Source organism: SAR202 cluster bacterium (assembly GCA_016872355.1).
Classification (GTDB): Bacteria; Chloroflexota; Dehalococcoidia; order Lucifugimonadales; family VGZY01; genus VGZY01.
Genome location: VGZY01000009.1, coordinates 34982 through 61884 on the forward strand (window position 1 = coordinate 34982; position 26903 = coordinate 61884).

The window sequence follows — 26903 nt, forward strand, 5'->3', positions numbered from 1 at the left end:
GCCACAGTGAGCAGTGAGCAAAGGATACAGTGGGGCGCACTCGGTGCGCCACTACGGCGGGACCGGCTAACTGCTCACTGCCGACTGCCGTCAGTGCTCCTTGTCCTTGCGGAAACCGGAGGCGCGGGCCTCGGCCTCCGTACAGAACCACGCGTCGCCGTCGGCAGCGGAGACAATTATCGTCTCGTAGAAGAACCCGCCGGGTACGTGAAAGATGCGCTGGCCCGTCCTGCCGTCCACGTTGCCTTTGATGACCGCGTCGGTTGTGCCTGAGTAGTCGCAGATGCCGCCGATTCCATCCATGCCCCCGAAGTTCGGCAGCGTGCCGCCTTCGAAAGGCTGGCCGGATACGGGCGTGGGCGTGTAGGGGATTGAGACAAAGTCGTGCGAGGCCTGCTGCCATAGGCCGCGCAACTGGTTACGGGCTTCCTCTTCAGCGGCCAGGAACTGCTGGAGATATTTGAAGCTCCCTTCATCAGATGTAACCCGGGCGTAGCCGCTGACGAGCATCTCCCGATTAACCATGTCCCCGTTTGCGTAAACGAAGCACAGCAGGTTACCTTCCTCGTCGAAGAGGTCAGGCGCCTCTTCCATCTCTACCCGCTGCCCCGCCACCGTGAACCGGTTGAAACTGAACGCCGCGTTATCGCCGGATTCCGACGCGATGCTGGGCGCTTCGATGCCATAATAGCGCACCCTTACAACTTTTCTGTCGTCGGTCTCAACGTCGATCACAGTGGAGTCCACAATATTCACGGCCGTGCCCGGTGCGCACCGGGCATCTCCGTTGGATACGCCCTGCTGAACAGGCGTTGGGGTAGGATTTGTGGGCGTCTTCTTCTTGCATCCAAGGGCGAACAGGAGAGAGAGGGTAAGGACGGCGGCTGCAACAGCCACGATGTATCGACGCGAGGGCATGGGGGCTATCACCTGGCAGGCTGGATCTGGACGATCTCGGCGATTATGGCGTTCTCATACTTGCCGGTCGATGCGGACGCCTTGAAGTTCCCGAGGCCGTTGATCGTGCCGATAGAGTTGTCTGCCAGACTCCAGCGGACTATCACGCTACTGACCTCGACGGAGTTCTCGTCCCATCCCTTCACGCTGAAGCGGACGGTCTTTCCGGCGGAGACGACCGCATTTAGCGGCTGGATGTCGACCGTGGTCAGCTTACCAGGGATCGTGATCGTCCCTGTCTTAGTCATCGTTATCGTCTCACCGCCCGCTAGCTTCTGTGTGACGCTTACCCGGACGGCATCCGTGTAAATCCCGGCCATCGATCCGGCCTTGAAGGCGCCGTTGGAGCTGATTTCTCCGGCGCTGCCGTCGACCATTTCCCAGGCAATCACCAGGTTCGTTGCCGCCTTGCCGTTCGTTGCCGCGGCCTTCACACTAAACGTCGTCAGAGTCCCCGGCTGGAGCACTACGCCGGTCGGGCGGACTTCGACAGACTTCAGGCGGGAAATAGCCTTTGACTGCTGGACAACGACGGTCGCGTAGTCTCTGCAATGCACAAAGCCGAACTCGCCCGGGATGAATGCTTCGACGAGCACCGCGTCCGCATATACGCCGGGATCTTCGCCGCTGATGAAGGACCCCTTTTCATCTATGGTCCCCGCCTTCGGGTCCGCCATGCTCCAGCGGAGGGTTGTGCCCACAGCGACCTGGCCAAGGCCGTTCAACGCGTGCGCGGTGAAGTGGGAGCGCTCGTTCGGTGCGGTGAAATACCTTTGTGGCAGGGCATGCACTGTCAGAGTGTTCACAAATTGCGATGAATCGTTGACGGTAACGGATGTCACGGCCGTGATCTCGACACCGTTTCACACGGCGGACACCTCGACAGCGTTCTCGTAAAAGCCTGCCTCACCCTGGACTGTGAGGACGCCCAACTCGTCAATGCGGCCCAGCTTCTCGTCAAGGAGGCGCCAAGCGAATGGAACGTCCGGTATCAGGGAGTCGTCGACGTCGAATGCCACGGCGTGGAACCGGAATATCTGCTGGCGGAGCACGGTTGCCCCGTTCTGAACGAACTCGATGTGGGCCATCTCCAGCGGGCGGTCGTCGCCGACAACCACGACGTCTGCCGTTACCGATTTGGTGACAACACCATCCGGCGTGTTCTGCACCGCCGTTACAAGGACGCTACCCTGGTAGCTGCCCGGGCGGGACCGAGCGACAAAGGTGCCGTCCTCCGCGAATGAGCCCGCGCGGGCATCCACCGCCGACCAGCTTAGCTGCACGTCCGGGAGCACCTGCCCGTTCCTGTCGTACGCCGTCGCCTTCAAGGTGGCGGAGTCTCCGGCATCGATAACGACTGGGTTGGGGTCGATGTTTACGGAGGTGAATACAGGTGCAACACGGACGATCGGCGCGGTGATCTCCACCGAGGCGCGGACCGTCAGCTTGGTCTCCGGGGTGGCGACCCTGGCGACGAAGGTCTTCTCATTCACCGGCGTGGCGGTGGCGGGTCGCGAGCACGCGGTCGCCACGAAGGCGAGGGCGAGGGACGCCACCGCGAGGGCCGAAAGAAGCGCCCTCGTTCGATTTTCTGACACTGCAAATGCTCTGGGCAAAAGACTACTCACCACTGTGATAATGACCTGGGGAATCAGTCCGAGGCGGATGCGGACTTCTTCGCGAACACCACCTCGAAAAGCATGTCCTGGTCCACGCGGACCTGGAACCTGGGGGTTGCTCCGCTCGCGGTAAGCGCGACGGAGCTGGAGGCTACGCGGTAGCCGCTCGGGAGCAGGAACTCGAGTGTAACGTCCCTGTACCTGCTGCCCGGCTGCTTCTGTAGAAGAAGCTGGTACTTGATGGTCTCGCCGTCCCGGAAGGTCAGCCTGGACGGGAGGTAATAGACGAGGTTAATCTCTTTCGTCTGTTGCGCGCCCACGGCGAACAGCCCGGACAGGACTGTTTTGTCGTAGGTTGAGCCTGTAGCTACGGTATCTTTGCCCGGGTCCCCCCTCCCGATCTCCGCCGCAACCGTATTCATGGACAAGGGCAGGGGGTACTGCTTAACAGCTTCGCCCCCCCGTGGCACGTAGGCCCTCCAGAAGTCCCAGTAGCAAGCGTTTTTGAGCTGGCTATAGTTCGTGTCGCGGTTCAGCCACTGCGGCTCGCAGCCTGGGGAGCCCGGACCACTATGATTATTGTAACGCAGTCGCAGATTAATTCTAGCCCCTTTTTCACGTTTCAGGTCCACCTGGTAGTGGACTGTCCTCTCGATGTTCCTGTCCGCCTTGCTCCATCCGACGTTGGAGTCGACTACATAGAGGTAGTCCATATCGGCAGACTGGGTGACGCTGCCGTCCCATCCCTTGAGCGCCATGAGGCCCTGAGCGGCCGGGTCGCTCATATAGACCAGCATCTCCCGCTTCTCCAGGCTGTCCCTCATAGCCGCGCCAAGGCGAAGCATCGTCGGCAGAGACGCCCTTGAGTCAAGGCTTCTAATTGCCCCCTGGAGCACCACGTCCATGTAGGCGCGTCCGTGCAGGTCCGTGCCTTCTTCAAGCCGCGCGAACAGGTTTCTCTGGTTAATGTCGGGGCCGCCGTCAGGTGCGGGAATATCGCCGATGGCCTGGACCAGGCCTAACAGAGTCCACTGATTGATGGCGACCACCCCATCGACCCGTATGCCCTGGCCTATGACAAACATATCTGCGGCTGTCTGCGCCGTCACCGGGAAATGCGGCTCCCATGAGACGTCTCGCATCAGCCACACGGTTGCGTTAATGTGATCGCGGAGCCCCGCGGGCGCTGAAGGGTAGAGGACCAGCTTGTCCCAATCGTCTACAAACACGGCATCGTAATAATCGATGGCCCTGAGGCCGCCGGATTCGAACGTGACCAGCCATACGGAAGAGACGAAGCCCCCGGTGGCCCTGAGCTCATCCGCAGTCTGGCCGAGCACCAGGTAACGCTTGACTGAGCCATCTGCGCCGATGATGGACTCGCCGATGGGTGCGATATCGTTGAGCAGGCCCATACCGTCTGCCAGGTTCGCAACCAGCGCCTGCAGGTCGGCCATGCCGGCAATCTCAGCGGCGCTGCCTGATGAACCGGCCTTTGCGAGTGTGCGCCGGGAGTCGTCAGGGAGGGCGACGGCGGACGCGATATCCTGCTGCCTGGCTGAAACGGCGGTTATCACGGGTGCCAGTGTGCCGCCCGGGCCCAGCAGACCGCCTCCGGACTTTTTAACCTCCGCGAAGGCCGGCTCAAGCACGTCGACGCCTATGTAAGCGGCCTTTGCGGCCTTCTGAAGTGAGCTTTCCATGTCATTCAGGAGCCTGAGGCGCGCGAGCAGCTCAGTGCTCTGTCCGCTATCGGCCACGAGCCGTGTGAGCGACTCTGAGCGGACCAGCGCAAACTGGAGGTCGGTGTCGAGCTTCGCCATTGTGGCCTTCAGCGCGGCAAAGTCCATTGGCCCGGTTGCAGAGCCGTTGAACTGACCGACAAACGGCCTGGCGCTGGCGCCGATCTCCATCAGGTCTGCGAGGAGGCCGGAGGCCTGCTGTCCTATTACGGCGGCGCTCTGCATGCGGGCTTCAGACTCTGTCATGAAGTCCATGGCGCTGATGGCCGGAGTAATAGTGTATGAGGGGCGGACCTTGCTGACACTGCGCGACGCCCTGGCGTGCTCATTCAGGGTTGTTGCGAACGTGGCCTCAAGCTGTTGCGCCTTGCTCGCAAGATCGTCGACCGCAGCGCTGCCGGTCGGAGCGAGCATTACCGTCTGAGCGTCCGACAAGGTGGACATCAACTCAGCGGAGCTCTCCAGGATATCCCCAGCAAACAGAACGTCCCGGTGGACGCGCCCGGCCTGGGTGGCCCATGCCTTGACCTCGCGGTCGGCCCATGGCAGCCACGACGCCGCTGAGGAGAGCCGCGAAGCCCATCCTGCGGAGCGCGCAAGCGCCCCGGTCTCTCCCTCTATGGTCGCAACTCTGGATTTCAGGTCATCGATGGCTTTCGTGTCTGCGTCGGTCACGCCTCGCGAGGAGATATCCCGAAGGTCCCTGATCCGGTCCGAAGCTCCGGCGGCCAGCGGGGCAAGGTCGATCGCGATTTTGGCGGAAACCACGGTAATCGCTAATACAGTAACAAATACCAGCGAATGCCAGACACGGCGACCTCCTCGCTCGAGGAGGTGCGGCAGTGCGGCAGCTACGCCGCCGGACCCGGTCTTCTTCTGCTTCCGATCACCCATATCGAGTCCCTACAAATTCGACCATTTTTCCCAGCGTTAACAACCCAACGAATTATACACAGTTCCTGCTATGAACGCACTCACATTCGTTGCGCGGTTCGAAGGAAGTTCACTGGGCCGCCGCTTCACGAAGCCTCATCCCTTCGACAATTACAGGGCTTTTCCGTGGTTAATTCAATCGCCTTAATTAAAACGATGGGATGCCGAAATAGGTACTTGACATAGTTTCCAACCCCTCATACATTTGTGCAATGCGTTCTGCGAATGAACATCAGGACATATTAGGCGGCGACGTCTATCGCGAGCTGCGGGTGCTTGAAGAAGTAAACAAGGACCCCGAGCTTAGCCAGCGACGACTTGCCTCCGAGCTTGGCATTGCCCTTGGTGTAGCCAATCTGCTTCTGCGCGAAATGGCAAAGCGGGGATACGTTCGCGTGACCCAACTTGGCTGGCGGAAATGGGCCTATGTGGTTTCCCCTTCCGGGGTCGCGCGTAAGGTCCACCTTGCAGCGGCATACGTTGAGCAGTTCATTGGCCATTACAAGCGTGTCCGCGGGATTCTCAGGGATGATTTGAAAGGGCAGATCACGGAAGAGTCCAGCGTGGCGATTGTGGGCTCTACAGAAATGGCTGAGCTTGCATTCCTGGCGCTGCGGGACATAGGCGTTGAGGAGATACACATTTTCGATCTGCACGCGAACGGCCAGAGATTCCTCGGCATGAAAGTCAGATCTGTGTGCGAGATCGAAAACGGGCGATTCTCAAGGGTCCTCCTGGCGGCGAGGGGAGACAACGATGAATGCCGGCAGATGCTCCTTTCCCAGGGGGTTGCCGAAGCGGACTTTCTGGAGGTGATGGGCTGGAGAAGCCGGCCTGCCGCCAGGGCCAACGACAGCACCACCGGCACCGACGCAGGACCCCGATGAACAACGCCGGTGTGTTCAGGGTTTGAACAGACTGCCGACGGCACGTACAATATAGGCTGACTACGATCGCGCAGATGGAGGGGCCCGCTTGTCGAATGGCTGGCGCTTGGTCAGGACCAAGCCTCTTTCGGAATATGTAGCTGCCTCTGCGCTCGAGCGCTCGGGGTACATGCCGTTCTTCCCACGTGTAATAACACCCCGGCCACGGGCAGGACACAATGACGCGCCGCTCTTCCCGGGATACCTTTTCGTGAGGAACGAGGATGAAGGTGCGTCGTTGCCGCCCGTAGGCCGAATCGCCGGGCTTATCGGGTGGGTGGAGTTCGACGGAGTCATACCCGTTGTGCCGGACAGCGTAATAGTGGAGATGGATGCCAGGCTCAAGGAAGTAAACGCAACGGGAGGGCAGTGGCGCCGCTACCAGCCTGGAGACAGGGTGCGGGTAGTCAACGGCCACGTGGACAGTCTGGCCGAGGTGCTGGAAGAGGCGAAGTCCCCACAGTCCCGGGTAAAGGTGCTCATGAGCTTCATGGGAGGCCTGGTCCACGCCAGGGTGCCCTGGTACAGCCTGGAGCCGGCAGGCGGGCAGGAATGGCTGGAAGCGCAGGCAGGGAGTGGGCGTCCACCCCGCCGAACGCGGGGCAAGGGCCGCTGGATCAAGGGCTTCGGGCCGCGCGGCTCCCAGGGCGCGTTGCCGGCGGAGAGTTAGAATAACGAAAGACATCGCCCTCCGTAGAAGCTTCTGCTCCGGGGGCGACCCAGGGGCGCGCGCGGCTAACTCGGCTGACCGGCCGGGGGGACGTCGTGTGCCGTCTGATCGTACCGCAACGGAACGAAAGAGGAGAGAAGTTGAAAAACAAACAGGACGTTAGAATCGCGGTGTTGGGCCTTGGCCACGTTGGTCTGCCCACAGCTCTTGGCATGGCAGAGGTTGGCTGGACAGTCATCGGCGCCGACGAGTACCGGGACAAGGCGGAGAGGATCCAGAGTGGGGACCCGACCTTTTACGAGCCGGGCCTCGAAGAACTCCTCAAGAAGCACCTGGACTCCGGGAGGTTTATCGTCCGCAAGGATGTGGCCTCGGCGGTGAAGGACTCCAACGTCATTTTCGTGTGCGTGGGCACGCCTCAGAAAGACGATGGCGCCGCAGACCTTTCCCATATGGAGAAGGTGGCCCGGACTATCGCGCCGAATCTGAATGAGTACAAGGTGATTATCGAGAAGAGCACAACGCCCGTGCAGACTGCCGGGCGGCTGAAGCAAAGCATCATTCGTTATGCTGCCGCCCGTTCCAACGGCAACGGCGGCTCGGTGGACTTCGATGTGGCGGTCAACCCTGAGTTCCTGCGGGAGGGCACGGCCATTTACGACGTGTTCAACCCGGACAGGATTGTCATCGGGGTAGAGAGCGAGCCGGCGGCGAAGATGATGATGGACGTCTACCGACCCCTTGTTGAGCGGATCGGCAAGAGTATGGATTCCACGATCATAGTCACGGACATCAACGCCGCAGAGATTATCAAGCACGGTTCAAACGCGTTCCTGTCGATGAAGATTTCATTCGCGAATATGGTCGCCGACCTTTGCGAGGCGACGGGAGCGAACATCCAGGACGTGACGCGCGGCATCGGGATGGACCCGCGCATCGGCCCCCGCTTCCTGAATGCGGGCATAGGGTACGGCGGCTATTGCTTCCCGAAGGACATTCGCGCATTCACATACGTCGCCTCGGAGCACGGAGTGGACTTCTCTCTGTTGCGCGAGGTTGAGAAGATCAACAATGCGAGGGTGGGCAAGTTCGCTGCCAAGGTGCGGCAGGCGCTATGGGTGGTGAAGGGCAAGAACATCGCGGTGTGGGGCCTGGCGTTCAAGCCGGGAACGGACGATACGCGCGAGGCGCCGGCGCTGGCCGTGGTGCGGGCGCTGATCGAGGAAGGAGCGCACCTGCGCCTGCACGACCCGCAGGCCAACAAGGAGGCCATGCGCGATATCCCCGCGAACCCGCCGTCAGTGGTGTATTGCGACTCGGCAGAGGATGCGGCGGCAGGCGCTGACGCCGTGGTGCTGCTTACGGAGTGGAAGGACTACCTGGGCGTGGACCTGGCGAAGCTAAGGCCCGCGATGGAAGTACCTCTCATCATCGATGGCCGCAACCTGTTCGACCCCGCGAAAGTGCGGGGCGCAGGGTTTGAATACTACAGCGTCGGCAGGCCGTAGACCTTCACGGACGATAAACGGTACCAATGGGCTGCACGTTCTGGGACAATGAGTCCCGGGGCGTGCAGCCCTTATTTTGGCCTGTTCTGAGAGCAAGAAGATCGAAGACCCGAAGCCGGCAGCAATAGAGCCTGGAGCCGCGGGGGACCTTTCCCGGCGCGTGCTGAGCGCGGGCACGTGGACGATGGCAATGCGGGTGGTCGTCTCGGTGGCCGGGACGGCCCGTGTGATGGTGCTGGCCCGGCTCCTGGCGCCGGAGGACTTCGGCCTGATCAGCATCGCTCTGCTGGTCGTCGGTTTCCTCGATTCGATGGCGCAGACGGGCTTCGCGACGGCGCTGGTGCAGCGTAAGGGGGATATCAGGCCGTACCTGGATACCGCATGGACGGTCCAGCTGGTGCGCGGTGTTGTTCTGGCCGGGGCAGTTGCGCTCGCGGCGCCCGTGGTGTCGCGGTTCTTCGACTCGCCGGGGGCAGAGTCCATTGTGCGGACGATGGCGCTGGTGGTGCTGTTCAAAGGCCTGACGAACAGTGCGGTGGTCTACTTCCAGCGGGACCTGGAGTTCCGCAAGCAATCGGTCCTTCAGATCGTCCATACAATGTCGGACGTCGCCGTGAGCGTCGGTTTTGGGATCGCGCTGAGGGACGTGCGCGCCCTGGTTTACGGCGCGGTGGCGGCGAGCATCGCCCTGGTAGTCGTATCATTTATCGTACACCCATACCGTCCCAGGCCCAGGATCGACTTCGGGAAGGCGCGTGAGCTTTATAGCTACGGCAAATGGGTCTTCGGCACGAACGTACTCAAGTACTTCATCCTCAACGGCGACAACGCGTTTGTTGGACGCATGCTGGGCACGGTGGCGCTGGGACATTACCAGATGGCTTACCGCATTTCGCAGATGCCGGCAACGGAGGTGGGGGACCTTATCTCACGCATAATGTTTCCGGCGTGGTCCAAGATGCAGGAAGATGTGGACCGCCTGCGCGCGGCATATCTGAGAACGGTGCAGGTGTCCACACTAGTGACGCTACCGCTCGCCGGTGGGGTGCTTGTGCTGGCGGACGCTTTCACGCGCGTCGTTTTGACGGAGAAATGGCTGGAGATAGTGCCGGCGCTGCAAGTTCTGGCCGTGCTGGGGGCGTTGAAGACGATCGGCGCGTTCGCTCCGCTATTTCAGGCGCTCGGGCGGCCGCGGTTTGTGACCATTGTCTCGGCGGTAAGGCTCGCGGCAATCGCCGCGCTCATTTATCCGCTGACGCAGACAATGGGAATAGTAGGGACGGGCTGGGCAGTGCTGATCGGAACGGCGGTAACGATCCCATGGTCGCTCACGGAGGCGATGAAGGCTGTCCGCGGGTCGTTAATGCAGTTCGTTGAGGCGGTGTGGATAGCTATCGCGGCAACGGGGGTCATGATGGCCATCCTCCTCGTGGCGCTTCAGCTTACTGCCTCTTCGAATATTGTGTGGGCAGGAGGGCTGATTGGGCTGGAGGGCGCGGCGGAATCGGTGGCGGGGCTTGTGTGGCTGGGCGGCCTTGCCACGGTCGGGTGCCTGGCTTACGGCAGCGCCTGCCTGGCGCTGGACACAATGACCGGGTCTAAAGCGTTAACGAGCCTGAAAAGGCTTGCGGGTATCTCGCATTAGGACGCAATGATTCTACGGCTGACAGACATACTACGCGAACAGGCCGGGCTAACTGCCCTGTTCTCCGACGCTGCGTTCCTCAGGGAGACGGCCCAGCGCAGGCTTCACGACGGCACCGAGTATGCGAGGCTGACCGACTCCTGGGAAGAGGTGCGCAGCCACTTTCTCACCATCGAGCTCGGCAGGCCACAGCTGCTGAGCCTCCAGCTGTCGAATGTGACCGACGTGCGATACGAGGGCGCGATCGGTCTGGCCGCCATCTCGGAAGGGGTGCTCTACTGGTTGCCGAGGCCTCCGGTAGACCGCACCTGGGACGTGAACGGCAGGATTGAGACGGAGGCAGACCTCAGCCTCAACTGGGAGCTTGTGGGCGCCTCCCTTGATATCTCCATTGCGCAGTGGGGCAGCAGGCGCCTCGAATTGGCCGTCATCGAGGTCAGGGAGAGCGCTCCGCAGTATCTGGTGGACCTGTTCGAAGTGAGCAGGGTGGAAAAATTCCGCCTGAGCGAGTACCGGTACTTCAGGCACGAAGGGATCTCCGATTTTTGGAGGAGCCTCGTAAAGGGGCAGATCTTCGAGACCCGTCACAAAGAAACGAATGGCGGAAAGCGCGTGCCGCAAGAGCAGGCTGCTCTCCTGCTCTACAATGTGGCGTCGCTCATGGAGGCTTCAGGAAAGCGCGTATACACTGCCCTCCGGCACCTCATAGCCTATTCTGTGATGATAAGGCTGGATGAGCGCGGCAGGTGGCGTCACGGCCACTGGACGCGGCTGATGGAGACGCACACGCGATTCCAGGCGGATGGCATTTCGCTGTTGATAGACCATTTCGAGCGCTCCAGGAACCGCTCCTTCCTGCACGCAGCGGACAGGGCCAGCCAGTACCTGCTTTCGCTTTCGGACTGGCTAGATAGCGGACGCTGGTTCCTGCACGACGAGCTGGAGGCGGAGCCGGAGCTTGTCAGCCTCGGGTATCATAACCTGGTGGAATCGAACGCCTTTGGGAAGTCAACGTCAAACACTCTGTGCGTCAACACGCACGTGAACACGTTGCGAACACTGCTACTGATGGCAACGCATGACCAGACCGGCAAGTACCGCGAGCAGCACCGCCTCGGTCTCCAGGCCCTGAGGACCGTGCTTTCCGCACAGTCGCGACCAGATGCCTTCGAATCCGTGTTCGAGGTCTACGAGCTAGGCGGCAGGCTGGCCAGAGGCGGCAGGGTGGGACGCAAGGCATCATCGTGGCTAACGCGCGTGGCAGGGCGGTCGATGTTGAAGGCCAAGGCCCGCTACCCGCGCCTGGTGATGCCCAACGGCTTCATTGAGCGGGACCTGGTTGCATCCTCCCTGTCTCAGCGTTACAACCTCATCAACCTCCGGGACCTGATGGTCCACCGGCTGGTGTCGAAAGAGACCTGGGCGAACGGGGCAATCGATGCCGGCCTGGCGTACCTGGAGCGCAGGTGCATAAAGAGGCGGCAGGTGGACGAGCCGTGGATGTACGGCACCCTGCTGGAAGTCTTCGCGCTGGACGGCAAACGGACCGATGTTATTGTAAAGCTTGCCAACCAGGCCTACGAGAATGGCGGCTTCCCTGTTGACCTGATGCTCGCGGCATGGACATTGAACCGGGAGAGGGTCTCCGCGCTGATCAGCTCCGTGGAGAACGGGATTCTCCCAATCCCCCTCCGCGGCGGAGAGGACATGCTCCTGGTCAATCCCACCGCGGAGCCGCTTGCGCCGTTCGAAGGCGCAGCGCCCATCCCCGCCGGCGAGTACGCCATCCTGGCCGTGAAGGAAGCGCCGTCACGCGCATTTGGGCCGTTGCTGCCAAAGCTTCGAACGCAGGGTGGCTGAGGCACACCGGATGGAGTGAAATGGAAAAGACCCGCAAGGCTGCTCAAAAACTAGGTGGCAGAGGCGCATTCGACCGTGAGAGCGTCGAAGCCCTCTACAAGGACCCCACAGTCGTCGATTCCTACGACGAGGAGCGCTTCACGAGCATCAAGGGACGCATCCGACACGCCCTGGACACCGATGCCGTTGTGGCCCTGCTTGCGCCCGTGAGGCCCCGCGCCGTCCTGGACATGGCCACCGGCACCGGGCGCTTCGCCGATGCCGTATCCGGCCGCTTACGCTATGCTACGGTCGTGGCAGCGGACAATTCGCCGCTGATGCTTGCCAGGGCAAGAGGACGAACGAAGCGCCCCACCTACGTGAACGCCAATGCGTTCTCCCTGCCCTTCGCCGATGGGTCATTCGACGCGGTCGTGACCTTCCTTTTTGTGCGTCACTTCAAGAAAGAGGACCGCAAGCTGCTGCACGCGGAAATTCGCAGGGTGCTGAGACCCGGGGGGACCCTGGTTATCGACGTTGCCAACCGCCGGTACCATGAGAAGGCGATCGCAGACCGCCACGTGTTCGATGAAATCTACACGAGGGACGAGTTCGCAGCGGAGATGGCAGAGGCGGGGTTCAAAGTCGAAAGTCTCCTCGGTGTGCCCGTGAGCTGGCCCGGACTGAACCGGGCAATCTCAATCGCTCCCACGGTCCGCGGCAAAGTATTCGTGGCAAGGACGGCGAACCGCCTTCTCAGGTCACGGACCCGGCCGACAAACAACTCTGCTATCTGGGTTGCAAGGTGCCGAAGAGACTCCTGATAATCGGCCGGAAGCTAGACCCGTATCCCCCGTTCGACGACGCAGTCAAGAACGCCACACTTCTGCTTGCGGACACGCTCGCCCGGCAAGGCGTCAGCGTGCGGGTGCTCTCGTACTGGAAAGGTGCCCGCTACGCCGCCCGCAGGGCGCGCAGAAACGGCGTGCCGTACCTCATCATCAACCGGACGCGCTGGCCCCGGATTCTAAACCGGGTCATCTCAAACAGCGCTGTGCCACGAATCCTCTGCCGCGCCTTTCGCGCGGATGCAGTCTATTTCCATGGCGCCTTCCTTGACCTGAAGGCGCGCAAAGCTGTGCATATCTATTCGCACCAGCACTTCGACGCGGACATGAAGGTTTCGAGAGACACCGCTGTTCTGGCTGAGAACGACTCGATCTACGAGCGCGCGAAGCTGGCATATCCCTCCAACGAGGTACACCTCGTCTATCCCGGCGTGGACCTCGCGAAGTTCAGGCCGCGCACGATGTCCCGGCCACGGAAGCAGGTCAAATTTGTCTTCGCGAGTTCGACAGTGCCGGAGCACGACACACGGGAGCGTGAGATTGCGGTGATGGAGAGCAGGGGAGTCTTCGATATCATAAAGCTCACGGGGGCGCTCTCCGCGAGGATGCCCGTCGAGACCACCATGCTCTGGCGCAAGGACACCGCGGTGGTAGACTCCTTCCTCGCTCCGGCAGGGCCTGTGAAGGCCGTGAGACGTTACGTCGAGGACATGAACGCCTTCCTCGACGACTTCGACTTCTGCTTTTGCCTTTTCAAGGACGACGGAAACGTCAAAGGCATACCGCAAAGCATGATCGAATGCATGGCCAAGGGGATTCCGATAGTGACATACCGGGACGGCCCTCTAGGGGACCTGGTCAGGGAGCACGGATTCGGCGTGACGGTGTCGCCGGGCGGCGGCGAAGGCGACATCGATGCACTTGCCCGAGCGGCGACGGTCCCCGAGGAATACTCCAGGCTCTCGGCCAACGCCGTCGCCACCGCCCGCCGCCTGTTCGATATTGAGGCAACAGCGTCAAAGGTCGCGGACATCCTGTTCCCGCGGGGCGCCGCGTGAAGATCGCGTTCGTCACGTCAACGTTCCCCAGCATCTCGCAGACCTTCATCCTGAGCCAGGTCACCGCGCTGCTCGACCTTGACCACGACGTGCGAATATTCGCATTCGGGGCGGAGAGCGGGATCGTTCACGAGGACGTGGCTGAGCGAGGGCTCCTGGACCGGACGGTCTACCTCGTACCTCCTCCGGGCGCCCTCCGGCGGTACGCCGCGGCTGCTGGCATGTTCCCTCGCATTGGGCCAGGTAATATCGGGCGGGTCGCCGGCTCTTTGAATCCCGTTGCGAACGGTCCCGGCGTTGTGAACCTGAGGGCCTTGTATTCGTGGATGCCGCTGGCCGCAGGGCGACCATACGATATCGTGCACTGCCACTTCGGCGGCGTGGGCAGGCGGGTTGTGCCCGCGGTGCCGGCGGTCCGGCCTGGAGCGTTCGTAACAACCTTCTACGGTCACGACGTCTATCGCGAGACCCAGGCCGCCCAAGGGCTGTACCACCGGCTAGCAGTGCAAGGAGATGCGTTCATTGCACTGTCCGGTCCCATGAGGCAGGACCTCATAGCCCTGGGGTTGCCTGAGGCAAAGACCTTCATCCATCCGCTCGGCATATACTCCGACCGGTTCCGGCCGCGAAAGCGCGTCTCCGTTCCGGGGCCCGTAGAGGTAATCACGATCGCGCGGCTTGTGGAAAAGAAGGGGATAGAGTTCGCATTGAGGGCGGTCGCGGAATATTCGTCCCGGCCAGGCGCACTTCCGCTGTCCTACAAAATTGTGGGCGAAGGACCGTTGCGCACTCCACTGGAGGCGACGGCCGCGGAACTGGGCCTTGGGCAGTGCGTCCGATTCCTCGGTGCAAAATCGCAGCGCCAGGTAGAGGATCTCATAGGGGAGGCCGACGTGTTCCTGTTGCCCAGCGTCACCGCGGCGGACGGCGACAAAGAGGGCACACCGACCACGTTGATCGAGGCGCAGGCAATGGGCATACCTGTGCTTTCAACCATTCACAGCGGCATCCCCGAAATCGTTGAAGGTGGCGTCACGGGCTTCCTGGCGCCGGAGCGCGACGTGCCGGCGCTCTCCTCCAGGTTAGGGCAGCTTGTCGAGGACGCCGAATTGCGCTCCAGCATGGGAATGGCAGGGCGCGCACGCGTTCTGGAGCGGTACGACGCCCGGAAGCTTGCCGACAGGCAGGTGGACATATATCGGCGGCTGATAAAGAGATGACTTCTACGACACCCCCGTTCGTCTCCGTGATTATCCCCGTCTACAACAACACGGACGGCATTCACAAGGCTATCACCGCCCTCATGGCCCAGACCTACCCAGCGGACCGCTTCGAGGTTGTTGTCGCCGACAACAACTCGAACGACGGCACCGGCGCCATTGTGGACACCCTTGCGGAGCGCTATCCAGGGCGTGTGCGCCGCGTAGTGGAATCGCGCGTGCAAACATCCTACGCGGCGCGGAACAAGGGAATCGAGGAGGCCAGGGGGGAAGTCTTCGCCTTCACGGACTCCGATTGCATCCCTGACGCGCGCTGGATTGAAGCGGGCGTTGCGGGGCTGGTGCGTGAAGACGCAGCATGCGGCGGAGGCGGGGTTGAGTTCACGTTTCATCGGGAGCGCCCGAACGTGTACGAATACTTCGATTCAGCGCGCAAGCTCAACCAGCGCAGCTACGTGGTGGATTCCGGCTTCGCGGCAACCGCGAACTTCTTTGCCAGGGCTCGCCTGTTCACAGACTACGGGCCATTTCTCGGCGACCTGGTGTCCGGCGGCGACTACGAGTTCGGCCGGCGCGTGACCGCCCGTGGTGAGAAGCTTATATACATTGAAGACGCCGTCGTCGGTCACCCGGCGCGGCGCACATACAGGGAAATAGTCAAGAAGAGCAGGCGGGTGGCCCAGGGCCAGCGACAGCTTGCTCAGCGCGGCCTCCTCAAGCGGCCGCGAGCCGGATGGAGGCAGATCCTTCCGGCCAGGTCGTGGCCGAAGGACGGCAAGTGGGACCGCACCCTTACGCTCATCGAGAAGGCACAGCTTTTATGGGTCCAGACCGCCATCCGCTGGTCGACCGCCCGAGTGAAGGCGGAGGGCTAGCGTGGCCATGCAGTCCAACGGACCAAAGGTAAGAGTCATAATCCCCACCCACAACCGGGCGCACCTGGTGAGCCGCTCAATAGACAGCGTGCTGGCGCAGACGTTCGCCGACTTCGAGCTGCTGGTCGTCGATGATGCATCGAGCGATGGCACGGAGGGGGTGGTCAAGGCCATAGCGGACCCTCGCGTCCGCTATCTCCGGCACGAGCAGAACCGCGGCGCGTCCGGAGCCCGGAATACTGGCCTGGCGAACATGCGCGGAACGTACGTTGCGTTCCTCGACGATGACGACGAGTGGTTGCCGACCAAGCTGGAGGAGCAGGTCAGTCAGCTGGATTCCGAGCCCGCGGACGTTGGGATGGTCTACTGCTGGATGGACTATTTCGACGAGGATGGCAAGCTGGTCGGCGAGACCCACCCGACGCTGAAGGGTTACGTCTTCGACCAGCTCCTGGACAGGCAGCGGCTGGCAGGTTGCCCTACGCTACTCGTGAGGGCGGAAGTCGCGCGGGAAATGGGCGGGTTCGACGAACGCCTCGTTAGAGGGAACGACGGCGACTTCATTCGCCGGGTCTGTCTGCGGTACAAGGTCGACGTGCTCCCGAAGGTGCTGGTTAAGGTGCATGTGGGACACGGCCCCCGCCTCACGAGCTCAACGGCCAGGGGCATAGCAGCCGACGCCAGGGGAGTGGAAATCCGCCTGGAGAAGTTCAAGGCGCAATATGCCCGGCGACCCCGCGAACGAGGGGCAACGCTGCGCCACCTGGCGGTCCTGGAGGCCCGTCTGGGGAGGCGCCGCTCGGCGTGGCGGAATTTTATGCGCGGCGCTACTCTTTCGCCGGAGCCGGGCAGGCTGTTTTTCGACCTCGCCAGGTTCGTGAAGGCCAACGTTGGCCGCTGAGCGACCGCCTTTGAACGAGGGCATCGTTCGTCCCGCGCCGCTTGTGACAGCCGCGATCACGACCTTTCGGCGGCCGCACATTCTGGCAGGGGCGCTGAAAAGCGCGTTACGGCAGACGTACCGGAACATCGAGGTAATCGTCGTCGACGACTTCTCACAGGACGAAACGGAGGCAGTAGTGGCGGAAGCCGGCAACGGGCGGGCGCGGTACATCAGGCATTACAGCAACCGGGGGCTCGGGGCCTCGCGCAACACGGCCCTGGATGCTGCGAGCGGGATGTACATCGCGTACCTGGACGATGACGACGAGTGGCTTCCTGAAAAGGTTGAAAAGCAGGTATCTGTCGCGGAGGGCGTGGCCCCTGACTGTGCCGTTGTTTACTGCGGCGGAAGAATAGCGGCCCGCGACGGTCGCATCCTTTCAACCTCTCTCCCGGCTTTCCGGGGTCCTATCCAGGATTTCGTAGCGTCCGGCCGGCTGAGCACAATTCCATCGACGCCCCTTTTCAGGACTGACCTGCTTCGACGCGTAGGCGGGTACGATGCGACGCTCCCGAGTCACCTCGACCACGATGTATGGATGTCGATGGCCCTCGCCGGCCTGCGAGCGGACTACGTCAACGAGCCGCTCGTGACGGTCGGAGCGCCCACAGGGAGGAGGATGACGAGCGACACGGAGGCCCGATGGAAGGCCACCGCCATGTACTTCAAGAAATGGCGACCGCACCTGGTCGAATGGATGGGCGAGAAGGGCGCGGCGCGTTACGAGACGGCGTACTTCATGCGGGTGATGGGCGCAGCAGGGCGGGACGCGCTTCGTTCGGGGCGCTACCGCAACGGTATCGGCGCTCTGGCCAGGGTGGTGCGGCGCTGGCCGGCCAGGCCGGAGGCCTACATCACCGGGGGTCGCGCAATTGCCGGCGCAGTTTACGATCTGAGACCGGCGCGCCGTGGCTGACCCGCTCGTTTCCATCATCACCCCGTCTTACAACAGCGCTGCATTCCTTGAGCAGACTATCCTGGGCGTGGCTGCGCAGACATACAGGAACATCGAATACATTATCGTGGACGGCGGCTCCACCGACGGGACGGTCGATATCATCAAGCAACACGCCGGCACGGTGACGAAGTGGGTCAGCGAAAAGGACGGAGGACAGGCGGACGCACTCCGCAAGGGTCTCGAAATGGCCTCAGGCGAAATTCTTGCCTGGGTAAACTCCGACGATGTCTACCCGCCCATCGCCGTGCAAACGGCTGTTACGGCCCTGGAAAAGAGTGGCGCGGACGTTGTGTACGGGAATAGGGGGCTCATCGACGCCGACGGGCGATGGCTAGGGGAGCGCAGGCTGAGCCCCTTCCTTCCGTACTTTTCTCGCCGCGGCATGCTCTACGGCGGGTTCGGAGTCTACCAGCCGGCAGCGTTCTGGACAAAGCGGCTCTATGACAGCGTCGGCGGGGTTGACCCAACCTTTCGATTCGCCATGGACACGGACCTATTTGTCAAATTCGCCCTGGCAGGGGCGAGGTTCAAGTTCATCCGGCGCGAGCTTGTCTACTTCCGCGTCCATGAGGCATCAAAGACATCCACTATCAAGGACACGGCCAGGAAGGAGTGGGCGAGTATCTCCTCATACGTCCCGCCACGGCCAGCGGCATACAAACTCGCGGTCCGCAGCATCTGCCGGGCCTGGCGTCTGGGTTACGATATAGTGGACACGGGCGGCCGCTACCAGTTCGGCCGCCTCAAAGACAAGTACAGGTTCGTCCCTTGATCCCTAATCTGCGTAATCGGCGTAATCTGCGGAAATATTCTTCATGATAATTCTGGGTTTCAATGCGTTTCATGGGGACGCCTCAGCCGCTATCTTCCGAGACGGCGAGCTGGTGGCGGCGGTGGAGGAGGAGCGGTTCACCCGGGTCAAGCACGAGGCGGGATTCCCGTCCCGTGCGATCAGGTACTGCCTCGAGACTGCCGGCGTGCGGCCCGAGGAGATCGACCACGTGGCGATTCCACGGAAGCGTTCGGCGCACCTGGCCCGGAAGGCCCTGTGGGCCGCCCGGATGCCTTCGCTGGCGCTGGACAGGGCGAAGGTTTGGAAGAAGTTCGGCACTGTGCAGGACCTCCTCGCAGCCGCTGTTGATGTGCCGGCGGCACGGCTCAAGGCGCAGTACCACTACGTTGAGCACCACGTCGCGCACGCCGCAAGCTCGTTTTACGCTTCGCCGTTCGAAAGCGCTTCGGTCCTGTCTCTGGACGGGCTTGGCGACTTCGCCAGCATGCTCTGGGGAACGGGGAAGGGGCGAGACATGTCGGCGGAGGGCTTCACGCTATTCCCCAACTCTCTGGGCATTTTCTACACGGCCATAACGCAGTACCTGGGACTCTGGAGCTACGGCGACGAGTACAAGGTCATGGGCCTTGCGGCGTACGGCGAGCCTAAGTACAAGGAGATGTTCGACAAGCTGGTCCGCGCGCACAATGACCTGACCTTCAGCCTTGACCTGAGGTACTTCGCCCACCACAAGGGCGGGCCGGAGATGTCCTGGCCCGAAGGCGAGCCCAAGATCGGGAAGCTCTTTTCAGCGGAGCTTGAAAAGGCTCTCGGACCCGCGCGCGTCCCTCGCGGCCCCGTGGAGAAGCATCACCAGGACGTGGCGGCCACCCTCCAGTGGCGGACGGAAGAGGTCCTGTTCGTCCTGATGAACCAGCTTTTCAAGCGCACCGGCAACGCGAACCTCTGCTACGCGGGCGGCGTCGCGTTCAACTGCTCGGCCAACGGCAAGATATTCGACCGCACGCCGTTCAGGGACATTTACATACAGCCCGCCGCGGGAGACGCAGGGCTGGCGATAGGCGCGTCCCTGTACGTCTACCACCAGGTGCTCGGCCAGCCGCGCAAGGTGCGAATGACCCACTCTTACTGGGGACCGGAATACGGCGTCGACCGGATGGAGGCGGCCCTGAAGGCGCAGACCGTCAGCTATAAGAGGCTCGCCATGCCCAGCCTGATCGACCGCACCGCCCAGCACATCGAGGCGGGGAAGGTCGTGGGCTGGTACCAGGGCCGAAGCGAGTGGGGTCCCAGGGCGCTCGGTGACCGCAGTATCGTCGCCGACCCACGCCGACCGGACATGCAGGATATCCTCAACCGTCGCATCAAGATGCGCGAGACCTTCCGGCCGTTCGCGCCGTCCGTCCTGGCGACGCGCACAGGCGAGTGGTTCGAAAAGGACTTTCCATCGCCGTTCATGCTGATGACCTACCCGGTGAGGGAAGAGAAGCGCGCGCAGATTCCGGCGCCGACGCACGTGGACGGCACGGGCAGGCTGCAGACGGTAACGAAGGACGCCAACCCGCTGTACTGGGACCTTATCAGCGCGTTCGACCGCCTGACAGGAGTTCCGATGGTGCTGAACACCTCATTCAACGAAAGCGAGCCCATAGTGAACACGCCGGAAGAGGCGGTGGCGTGCTTCCTGCGGACAAAGATGGACGTGCTGGCGATGGGCCCGTTCATGGTGGAGCGCAACGGCGCGGAGGAGCCGTGAAGGTCCTCCACATCATCCCGAGTTTCGCGCCCGGGTGGCGCTACGGCGGGCCAATCGTCGCCGGCCTCGGCATGACGAAGGCGCTCGTGAGGCTCGGACACGAGGTGACCGTCTTCACCACCAACATCGACGGCCCCGGCGTCCTTGACGTACCGACGGGCGAGGCTGTGGACCTGGACGGCGTGAAAGTATGGTACTTCCCGGTGCAGCGTCCCCGGTGGTACTGCTACTCCAGCGGGCTCGCCAGGGCGCTGAAGGAGCGCGTGCAGGAGTTCGACGTCGTGCATATCCACTCCGTCTTCCTGTGGCCAACGACGGTCGCTGCCGCCTGGTGCCGCCGGTACGAGGTACCGTACATTCTCCGGCCGGCGGGGATGCTGAGCCCGGCAATGCTCTCGAAGGCGTACGCCGGCTCGAAGGCTTCGATGCTCAGCAAGGTGCGGAAAAACATCTACCTGAAGTCGTTTGGCCGGTCGGACATCAACCGCGCTTCAGCCATACACTTCACCTCCCAGGCGGAAAAGGACGCCACCGACCGCATGCGGCTGAAGCCGCCCAGGCGTGTCCTCCCGCTCGGCGTGGAGCTCCCCGGGGAGTCGGTGACAACTCCCGTCGCTGGGCTGCGTTCGCGGTACCCCGAGCTGGCCGACAAGAAGATCGTGTTGCACCTCTCGCGCCTCGACCCGGTTAAGGGGATGGACATCCTGGTCCCCGCGTTGGCCGAGCTGGCAAAGACTAAGGAATTCGCGTTTGTCATCGCCGGGATCGGAGACAAGCCGTACGAAGACCAGGTCAGGGCGATGGTCGATTCGAGCGGCCTGACCTCGCAGACGGTCTTTACGGGGCTGGTGGACGCCGAGCAGAAGTGGTCGTACTTCGCGGACGCGGATGTGTTTGTGCTTCCATCCTACCACGAGAACTTCGGCGTGGCGGTCGTTGAGGCGATGGCATCCGGCCTGCCGGTGGTGATTTCCGATCGCGTGAACATCTGGCACGAGGTGAAGGACGCCGGCGCGGGCGTCGTCACCGGCATGAGCCCCATAGAAGTCGCGGAGGCGCTGGCGCTCCTGCTTGACAACGCAGAGCTGCGGCAGCGCATGGGCGCGAACGGCCGCCAGCTCGTGGCGGAGAAGTTCACGTGGGACATCGCTGCAAAAAGGATCGCAGGGCTATATGAGCAAGTGGCTCCGAGACGAGCACCAACCGTCACGTGAAGTCCTTGTAGGGGCGCCCCGATTCATCGGGGCGCCCGCGCCCTGCCAGGGCACGACATTGCGTTCACAACGTAACGGGCGCACTGCTGTGCGCCCCTACAAGGATTTTCGCCAATGAAAGGTCTGCGCAATTTGCGGTTAATATCTCCGTGAATCTCACTGTCATCGTCCTCACCCTCAACGAGGAGGCCAACCTCCCGGACTGCCTCGCCAGCCTCAAGCCGCTGGCGGCGGAGATCGTCGTCGTCGACTCCGGCAGCACGGACCGCACCGTGGAGATCGCCGAGAGCTTCGGCGCAAGGGTCGTAACGCACCAGTTCGAGACACAAGCGCGCCAGCTCAACTGGGCGCTCGACAACGTGCCCATGAGCGGCGAGTGGGTCATCCGGCTGGACGCAGACGAGCGGCTCACGCCGGAGCTGGCGAAGGAGCTCCCCGTCTCGCTGCCCAAGATGGATGCCGCCGTCACCGGCCTCTACGTAAAGCGCCGCGTCTTCTTCATGGGCAAGTGGATACGCCGCGGGGGGTACTATCCCACGTGGATACTGCGAGCATGGCGCTGCGGCAAGGCCAGGGCCGAGGACAGGCCGATGGACGAGCACATGGTGCTGAGCCAGGGCAGGGCGGGCAAGCTGCGGCACGATATCCGGGAGGATAACCGGAAGGGGCTTTTCCACTGGATCGCCCGCCACAACGGCTACGCGCGGCGCGAGGCCCAGACGATCATGGCCCCGCCCGCGGACAACGAGGTCAAGCCGTCCCTGCGCGGTGGGCCGGTCGCGCGGAGGCGCTGGCTCAAGGTCAAGGTATATGGCCGCATGCCCCTGTTTGTCCGCCCTGTGATATATTTCCTCTTCCGGTACTTCATACAGCTTGGATTCCTGGATGGGAGACAGGGGCTCGTCTTCCACTTCCTCCAGGGCTTCTGGTACCGTTTCCTGGTGGATGCATACATCCTTGAAGCGCGGCGCGAAGCCAAACGGTCATAACTCTGTTCAAACTTTGCGTTCTCTGCGAACCCTGCGATTAATCTCCCCTCCGAGGTCACATGGTCAAACGCGCGCTGATTAGCGGCATCACCGGCCAGGACGGCTCCTACCTCGCCGAGCTCCTCCTCCACAAGGGGTACGAGGTGCACGGCCTCATCCGCAAGGCCAGCACGTTCAACACCGACAGAATCGACCATATCTACCGCGACCCGCACGAGGCGGGCGTCAGGCTCTTCCTGCACTACGGCGACCTGGCGAACCTTGAGCAGATATCCAACATCATCTACAACATCCGCCCTGAAGAGGTCTACCACCTGGGCGCGCAGTCGCACGTCCAGGTGAGCTTCGAGATGCCCGGGTACACCGGCGACGTGACGGGGCTGGGGACGACGCGGATTCTGGAGGCGATGAGGCGCAGCGGCAGCACTGCGCGCTTCTACCAGGCCTCCTCCAGCGAGATGTTCGGCAACAGCCCGCCGCCGCAGAGCGAACGCACGGCGTTCGCGCCGCGCAGCCCGTACGCAATCGCAAAGCTGTACGCTTACTGGATGGCCGTCAACTACCGCGAGGGCTACAAGATGTTCGCCTCCAACGGCATCCTCTTCAACCACGAGAGCCCGCGCCGCGGAGAGACGTTCGTTACCCGCAAGATCGCCCGCGCCGTCGCGCGTATCAAGGCGGGCAAGCAGGACAAGGTGTACCTCGGCAATAAGGACGCCAAGCGCGACTGGGGCTACGCGCCCGAGTACGTCGAGGTCATGTGGAAGATCCTCCAGCAGGAGAAGCCCGACGACTACGTCATCGGCACCGGCGAGGCGCACACCGTGGGCGAATTCGTCGAGGCGGCCTTCGGCTACGCCGGACTGGACTGGAAGCCGCACGTCGCCGTCGACAAGCGCTATCTGCGCCCCACGGAGGTCAACCACCTCACGGCGGACACTACCAAGGCGCGCGAGGAGCTTGGGTGGTCGCCGCGCATCGGCTTCACGGACCTGGTGAAGATTATGGTAGACGCTGAGCTCGAGGCGGTCGGCCTCAAGCCCCCCGGCGATGGGATCAGGGCCGTCAAGACGAAGTTCGACGGCTGGCACAAGTGGGGTAACTGATGACCTTCTGGACCAACAAGAGAATTACGGTCACAGGCGGCGCAGGCTTTCTAGGCTCCGCCCTGTGCGACAACCTGCTGCGGAGCGGCGCGTCCAACATCTTCGTCCCACGCAGCAAGCGGTACGACCTGCGTGAAAAGGCCGACATCGTCCGTATGCTCCAGGACGCTCGGCCCGAATACCTTATCCACGCCGCTGCGATCGCGGGCGGCATCGGCGCGAACATGGCCGAGCCCGGCCGCTTCTTCTACGACAACGCGGTCATGGGAATTCACCTGATCGAAGAGGCCCGCAAGTTCGGCGTCGAGAAGACGCTGATCGTCGGCACTATCTGCGCTTACCCGAAGTTTGCTCCTATCCCGTTCAAAGAGGACGACATCTGGAACGGCTATCCGGAGGAGACAAATGCTCCGTACGGCCTGGCCAAGAAGATGTTGATGGTTCAGGCGCAGGCGTACCGGCAGCAGTACGGGACGAACATCGTGTACGTTTTGCCGGTAAACCTCTATGGCCCGCGGGACAACTTCGACCTCAAGTCAAGCCATGTTATCCCGGCGCTCATACGCAAGTACGTGGAGGCGCGCAACGCGGGCGCAGCGACCGTCACGGCGTGGGGGACAGGCAGCCCGACAAGGGAGTTCCTGTACGTAGACGACGCAGCCGAAGGCATTGCGTTGGCGATGGAGGGCTACAACAAGCCTGACCCGGTCAATCTTGGCTCTTCCGAGGAGATATCCATCAAGGACCTCTCAAACCTGATCGCCGGCCTGATCGGGTTCAAGGGCGAGACCGTGTGGGACTCCACGAAGCCGGACGGCCAGCCGCGCCGCAAGCTGGACATTGCACGCGCCCGCAAGGAGTTCGGCTTCACGGCAAAGACGCCCTTCCGCGACGGTCTCAGGAAGACGATAGATTGGTACGAGCGCTCAAGGGCGGCCGCGCGGAAATGACTCGGCCCGTCCGCCTTTTCCTCCTGACGCAGTACTTCTATCCCGAAGTTCCGGCCACCGCTCAGCTCTCCACTGACCTCGCGCTCGGGCTGACCGAGGCGGGCTTCGACGTGTCCGTATTCACCGGCCAGCCGGCGTACTGGGACAAGAAGCGCCTGCCGTCCAAAGAGGTCTACAAGGGTGTCAAAATCTACCGCGCCTACAGCCGCCGCCTCTCCCGGGAGGGCACCAAGAGCAGGCTCCTCAATGGCGCGACGGTCGCCGCAGGCAACTTTTTCAAGCTTATCGCCCGCAAGAAGCCGGACGTGCTCCTCGTGGACTCCACATCGCCGTTCCTCGTCAGCCTCGCCTGGGCGCTCCGCAAGCTGCGCCGCATCCCATACGTGTTCCTGGTGCAGGACGTCTACCCGGAGATCGCCGTCGAGCTGGGCGTGATCGGCGCGCGGTCCAGGCCCGCGAAGATGTGGTACGGCGTTTACAAGCGAGTCTACAGGGATGCCGCCCGAATCATCGTCCTCGGTCCTCGCATGGCCGATGTGGTCAAGCGGACCGCTCCGGCCAGCCGCCACGACAAATTCGAGGTCATCCCCAATTGGGCAGACGGCGATGCGATCCGCCCGAGGGTGCCGGCGGACAACCCAATGCGCCAGGATCTGGGGCTCGCGGACAAGCTGGTATGTATCTACTCCGGCAACATGGGCATGGTCCACGACATGAAGACGCTGGTCGAGGCGGCGACCAGGCTGAAGCACCTGGGCAAAGTGCACTTCCTGTTCATCGGTGGAGGCGGCAAGCGCGACTGGATAGAGTCGACGTTCAAGGATTGCGGCCTCACCAATGTCACGTTGCTGCCGTACCAGCCGCTTGAAAAGCTGCCGTACTCTCTCACCTGCGGCGACGTGTCGCTCGTGACGCTGGAAAAGGGCATGGAGGGCCTCTCCGCCCCGAGCAAGATATACGCCTCGCTCGCGGCCGGGCTCGCAGTCATTGCCGTCGCTGGTGCGACGTCCGAGATTGGGGACATCGTGACGTCCAACCGTTGCGGCTACCACATTCGCCAGGGCGACGTTGACGGGCTCGTGCGGGCGGTCGAATCGCTTGAGAGCGATCGCACGCTCCTGGCAGATATGAAACGCCGCGCGCGACTGGCCTACGAGGGCAACTACACGCGCAGCATGAGTATTGGGCGGTACAAATCCGTGTTGGAAAGCGTCGGTCGCGAGGGAAAGAGTTGAATGCACGACTGCGGGTGCTCATCGCGTTGGCGGCCGCCGCAGCCATAACCGCGCCGGCGTTGACGGCGCGGGCGCAAGGGCCGGGAGATGCGTGGGCCGTTACGGACAAGACGGTCCTTGTCCCGGACTTTGCGCCGCACATGACCGCGAACGTGCGTACCGGCGATCTCCTTGGGGACGGCTCCGTGCAGGTCTTCGCCGCGGAGCCGCTTCGGGGGCAGGTAATCTGGATGCGCCGACCTGACGACTTCGTGGCCTTCCAGGTCGGTCTCAGGCAGCCCGTGAGAACGCACGTGGTCGATCTGGACGGCGACTCGGACAGGGACCTGCTCGTTGCCGATATAGGCTCTTTAATACCATCCGACGAAAATGTCGGTCGCGTCGTGTTGCAGCGGAACGTCGGCGGTGGGCGGTTTTAGCCGGTGACGCTGCTGGAGAACGTGGGCCGGGTTGCCTGTGCGGAGGCGGCCGACTTCGACCGGGACGGCGATCTGGACATCGCGGTGTGCGTGTTCGGAAACAACGAAGGCAAGGTAGTGTGGCTTGAGCAGAAACCTGGCATGGCGTTCGAGGAGCACGTAATCGACCCTCGCCCCGGCGCCATTCACGCGTTTCCGTTCGATGCGGACCGAGATGGCGACGCGGACATCGCAGTCTCGCTTTCGCAGGACTTTGCAGAGGTGCTGCTCTATCGGAACAACGGCGCAGGAGTTTTCGCCATAGAGGTGCTGTTCAAGGCGGCGATCAAGCAGTACGGAATGTCGGGGATTTAGCTGGCGGACCTGGACAAAGACGGCGATACGGATATTCTCGTCACGAACGGAGACGAGGGGGACGGGCCTCTGCCTGAAGGGATGGACCCGTACCAGGTGCATGGAGTGCAATGGCTGGAGAATAACGGCCTGTCAAGGGGCAGTGAATCTGTCAGTGTTTAGGGTGCAGTGATTTTGTCAGTACGGTTCGTCTCCATGGGTGGTCTGCAGCCGGCTTATGGGCGGTGGACTTAGCCGGATAGGGACTGAGTCCTCTCGCCCGAGGTTTCGGTTGAATTCCGGTGGGAGACTCCTGCGCTTCGGGTTTTGGCTGCTCACCGAGTGAAGATTGGGGATGAGAAAGGTC

23 protein-coding genes are annotated in these 26903 nt (G+C 62.4%); 19 read left to right on the forward strand and 4 right to left on the reverse strand.

Annotated features, from left to right (window positions below; translation table 11 throughout):
- Positions 1-90: 90 nt before the first annotated feature.
- From FJ319_03710 to FJ319_03725, 4 genes are read right to left on the reverse strand one after another with little or no spacing between them, the layout of a single operon-like run.
- Complete coding sequence (locus FJ319_03710; GenBank protein MBM3933399.1) at positions 91-918, reverse strand: hypothetical protein; 828 nt, start codon at positions 916-918, stop codon at positions 91-93.
- Positions 919-926: 8 nt separating this feature from the next.
- Positions 927-1763, reverse strand: coding sequence for a hypothetical protein (locus FJ319_03715; GenBank protein ID MBM3933400.1), 837 nt, complete (start codon positions 1761-1763; stop codon positions 927-929).
- 57 nt (positions 1764-1820) lie between these two features.
- The gene (locus FJ319_03720; protein ID MBM3933401.1) at positions 1821-2555 is read right to left on the reverse strand and encodes a hypothetical protein; all 735 of its coding nucleotides are present in this window, start codon (positions 2553-2555) and stop codon (positions 1821-1823) included.
- 53 nt (positions 2556-2608) lie between these two features.
- Positions 2609-5212, reverse strand: coding sequence for a DUF4012 domain-containing protein (locus FJ319_03725; GenBank protein ID MBM3933402.1), 2604 nt, complete (start codon positions 5210-5212; stop codon positions 2609-2611).
- A gap of 251 nt (positions 5213-5463) precedes the next feature.
- On the opposite strand from FJ319_03725, the gene FJ319_03730 reads away from it, so the two are divergent.
- From FJ319_03730 to FJ319_03820, 19 genes are all read left to right on the forward strand, one after another.
- Positions 5464-6138, forward strand: a complete 675-nt coding sequence (locus tag FJ319_03730) for a winged helix-turn-helix transcriptional regulator (protein ID MBM3933403.1) — start codon at positions 5464-5466, stop codon at positions 6136-6138.
- 88 nt (positions 6139-6226) lie between these two features.
- Positions 6227-6847 carry a hypothetical protein gene (locus FJ319_03735; protein MBM3933404.1) on the forward strand — a complete coding sequence of 207 codons (621 nt, stop codon included), beginning with the start codon at positions 6227-6229 and terminating at the stop codon, positions 6845-6847.
- Between the two features lie 140 nt (positions 6848-6987).
- A complete protein-coding gene (locus tag FJ319_03740) occupies positions 6988-8355 on the forward strand; it encodes a UDP-glucose/GDP-mannose dehydrogenase family protein (GenBank protein MBM3933405.1) in 1368 nt (455 codons plus the stop codon).
- Between the two features lie 76 nt (positions 8356-8431).
- Positions 8432-10000 (forward strand): lipopolysaccharide biosynthesis protein, encoded by a 1569-nt coding sequence (locus tag FJ319_03745; protein MBM3933406.1) that lies wholly within the window; start codon positions 8432-8434, stop codon positions 9998-10000.
- A gap of 1619 nt (positions 10001-11619) precedes the next feature.
- Positions 11620-12663 carry a class I SAM-dependent methyltransferase gene (locus FJ319_03750; GenBank protein MBM3933407.1) on the forward strand — a complete coding sequence of 348 codons (1044 nt, stop codon included), beginning with the start codon at positions 11620-11622 and terminating at the stop codon, positions 12661-12663.
- Complete coding sequence (locus tag FJ319_03755) at positions 12645-13745, forward strand: glycosyltransferase family 4 protein (protein ID MBM3933408.1); 1101 nt, start codon at positions 12645-12647, stop codon at positions 13743-13745. The genes FJ319_03750 and FJ319_03755 overlap by 19 nt, the downstream gene beginning before the upstream one ends.
- On the forward strand, positions 13742-14965 hold the full coding sequence (locus FJ319_03760; GenBank protein MBM3933409.1) for a colanic acid biosynthesis glycosyltransferase WcaL: 1224 nt from the start codon (positions 13742-13744) through the stop codon (positions 14963-14965). The genes FJ319_03755 and FJ319_03760 overlap by 4 nt, the downstream gene beginning before the upstream one ends.
- Entirely contained in the window at positions 14962-15840 is an 879-nt protein-coding gene (locus tag FJ319_03765) for a glycosyltransferase (protein MBM3933410.1), read from the forward strand. Before FJ319_03760 ends, FJ319_03765 begins: the two co-directional genes overlap by 4 nt.
- 7 nt (positions 15841-15847) lie before the next feature.
- A complete protein-coding gene (locus FJ319_03770) occupies positions 15848-16741 on the forward strand; it encodes a glycosyltransferase family 2 protein (GenBank protein ID MBM3933411.1) in 894 nt (297 codons plus the stop codon).
- A complete protein-coding gene (locus tag FJ319_03775) occupies positions 16731-17699 on the forward strand; it encodes a glycosyltransferase family 2 protein (GenBank protein ID MBM3933412.1) in 969 nt (322 codons plus the stop codon). The genes FJ319_03770 and FJ319_03775 overlap by 11 nt, the downstream gene beginning before the upstream one ends.
- On the forward strand, positions 17692-18513 hold the full coding sequence (locus FJ319_03780; GenBank protein MBM3933413.1) for a glycosyltransferase: 822 nt from the start codon (positions 17692-17694) through the stop codon (positions 18511-18513). Before FJ319_03775 ends, FJ319_03780 begins: the two co-directional genes overlap by 8 nt.
- 43 nt (positions 18514-18556) lie before the next feature.
- Positions 18557-20290: a carbamoyltransferase gene (locus tag FJ319_03785; GenBank protein ID MBM3933414.1), complete on the forward strand. Its 1734-nt coding sequence runs from the start codon at positions 18557-18559 to the stop codon at positions 20288-20290.
- Positions 20287-21504, forward strand: a complete 1218-nt coding sequence (locus tag FJ319_03790; GenBank protein MBM3933415.1) for a glycosyltransferase — start codon at positions 20287-20289, stop codon at positions 21502-21504. The genes FJ319_03785 and FJ319_03790 overlap by 4 nt, the downstream gene beginning before the upstream one ends.
- A 149-nt stretch (positions 21505-21653) precedes the next feature.
- A complete protein-coding gene (locus tag FJ319_03795; GenBank protein MBM3933416.1) occupies positions 21654-22493 on the forward strand; it encodes a glycosyltransferase family 2 protein in 840 nt (279 codons plus the stop codon).
- A 59-nt stretch (positions 22494-22552) separates the two neighbouring features.
- On the forward strand, positions 22553-23599 hold the full coding sequence (gene gmd, locus FJ319_03800) for a GDP-mannose 4,6-dehydratase (GenBank protein ID MBM3933417.1): 1047 nt from the start codon (positions 22553-22555) through the stop codon (positions 23597-23599).
- Positions 23599-24549, forward strand: coding sequence for a GDP-L-fucose synthase (locus FJ319_03805; protein MBM3933418.1), 951 nt, complete (start codon positions 23599-23601; stop codon positions 24547-24549). Before gmd ends, FJ319_03805 begins: the two co-directional genes overlap by 1 nt.
- Positions 24513-25784, forward strand: coding sequence for a glycosyltransferase family 4 protein (locus FJ319_03810; GenBank protein ID MBM3933419.1), 1272 nt, complete (start codon positions 24513-24515; stop codon positions 25782-25784). The genes FJ319_03805 and FJ319_03810 overlap by 37 nt, the downstream gene beginning before the upstream one ends.
- Positions 25781-26203 carry a hypothetical protein gene (locus FJ319_03815; protein MBM3933420.1) on the forward strand — a complete coding sequence of 141 codons (423 nt, stop codon included), beginning with the start codon at positions 25781-25783 and terminating at the stop codon, positions 26201-26203. The genes FJ319_03810 and FJ319_03815 overlap by 4 nt, the downstream gene beginning before the upstream one ends.
- 3 nt (positions 26204-26206) lie before the next feature.
- The gene (locus FJ319_03820) at positions 26207-26557 is read left to right on the forward strand and encodes a VCBS repeat-containing protein (protein ID MBM3933421.1); all 351 of its coding nucleotides are present in this window, start codon (positions 26207-26209) and stop codon (positions 26555-26557) included.
- The last annotated feature ends 346 nt before the right edge of the window (positions 26558-26903 follow it).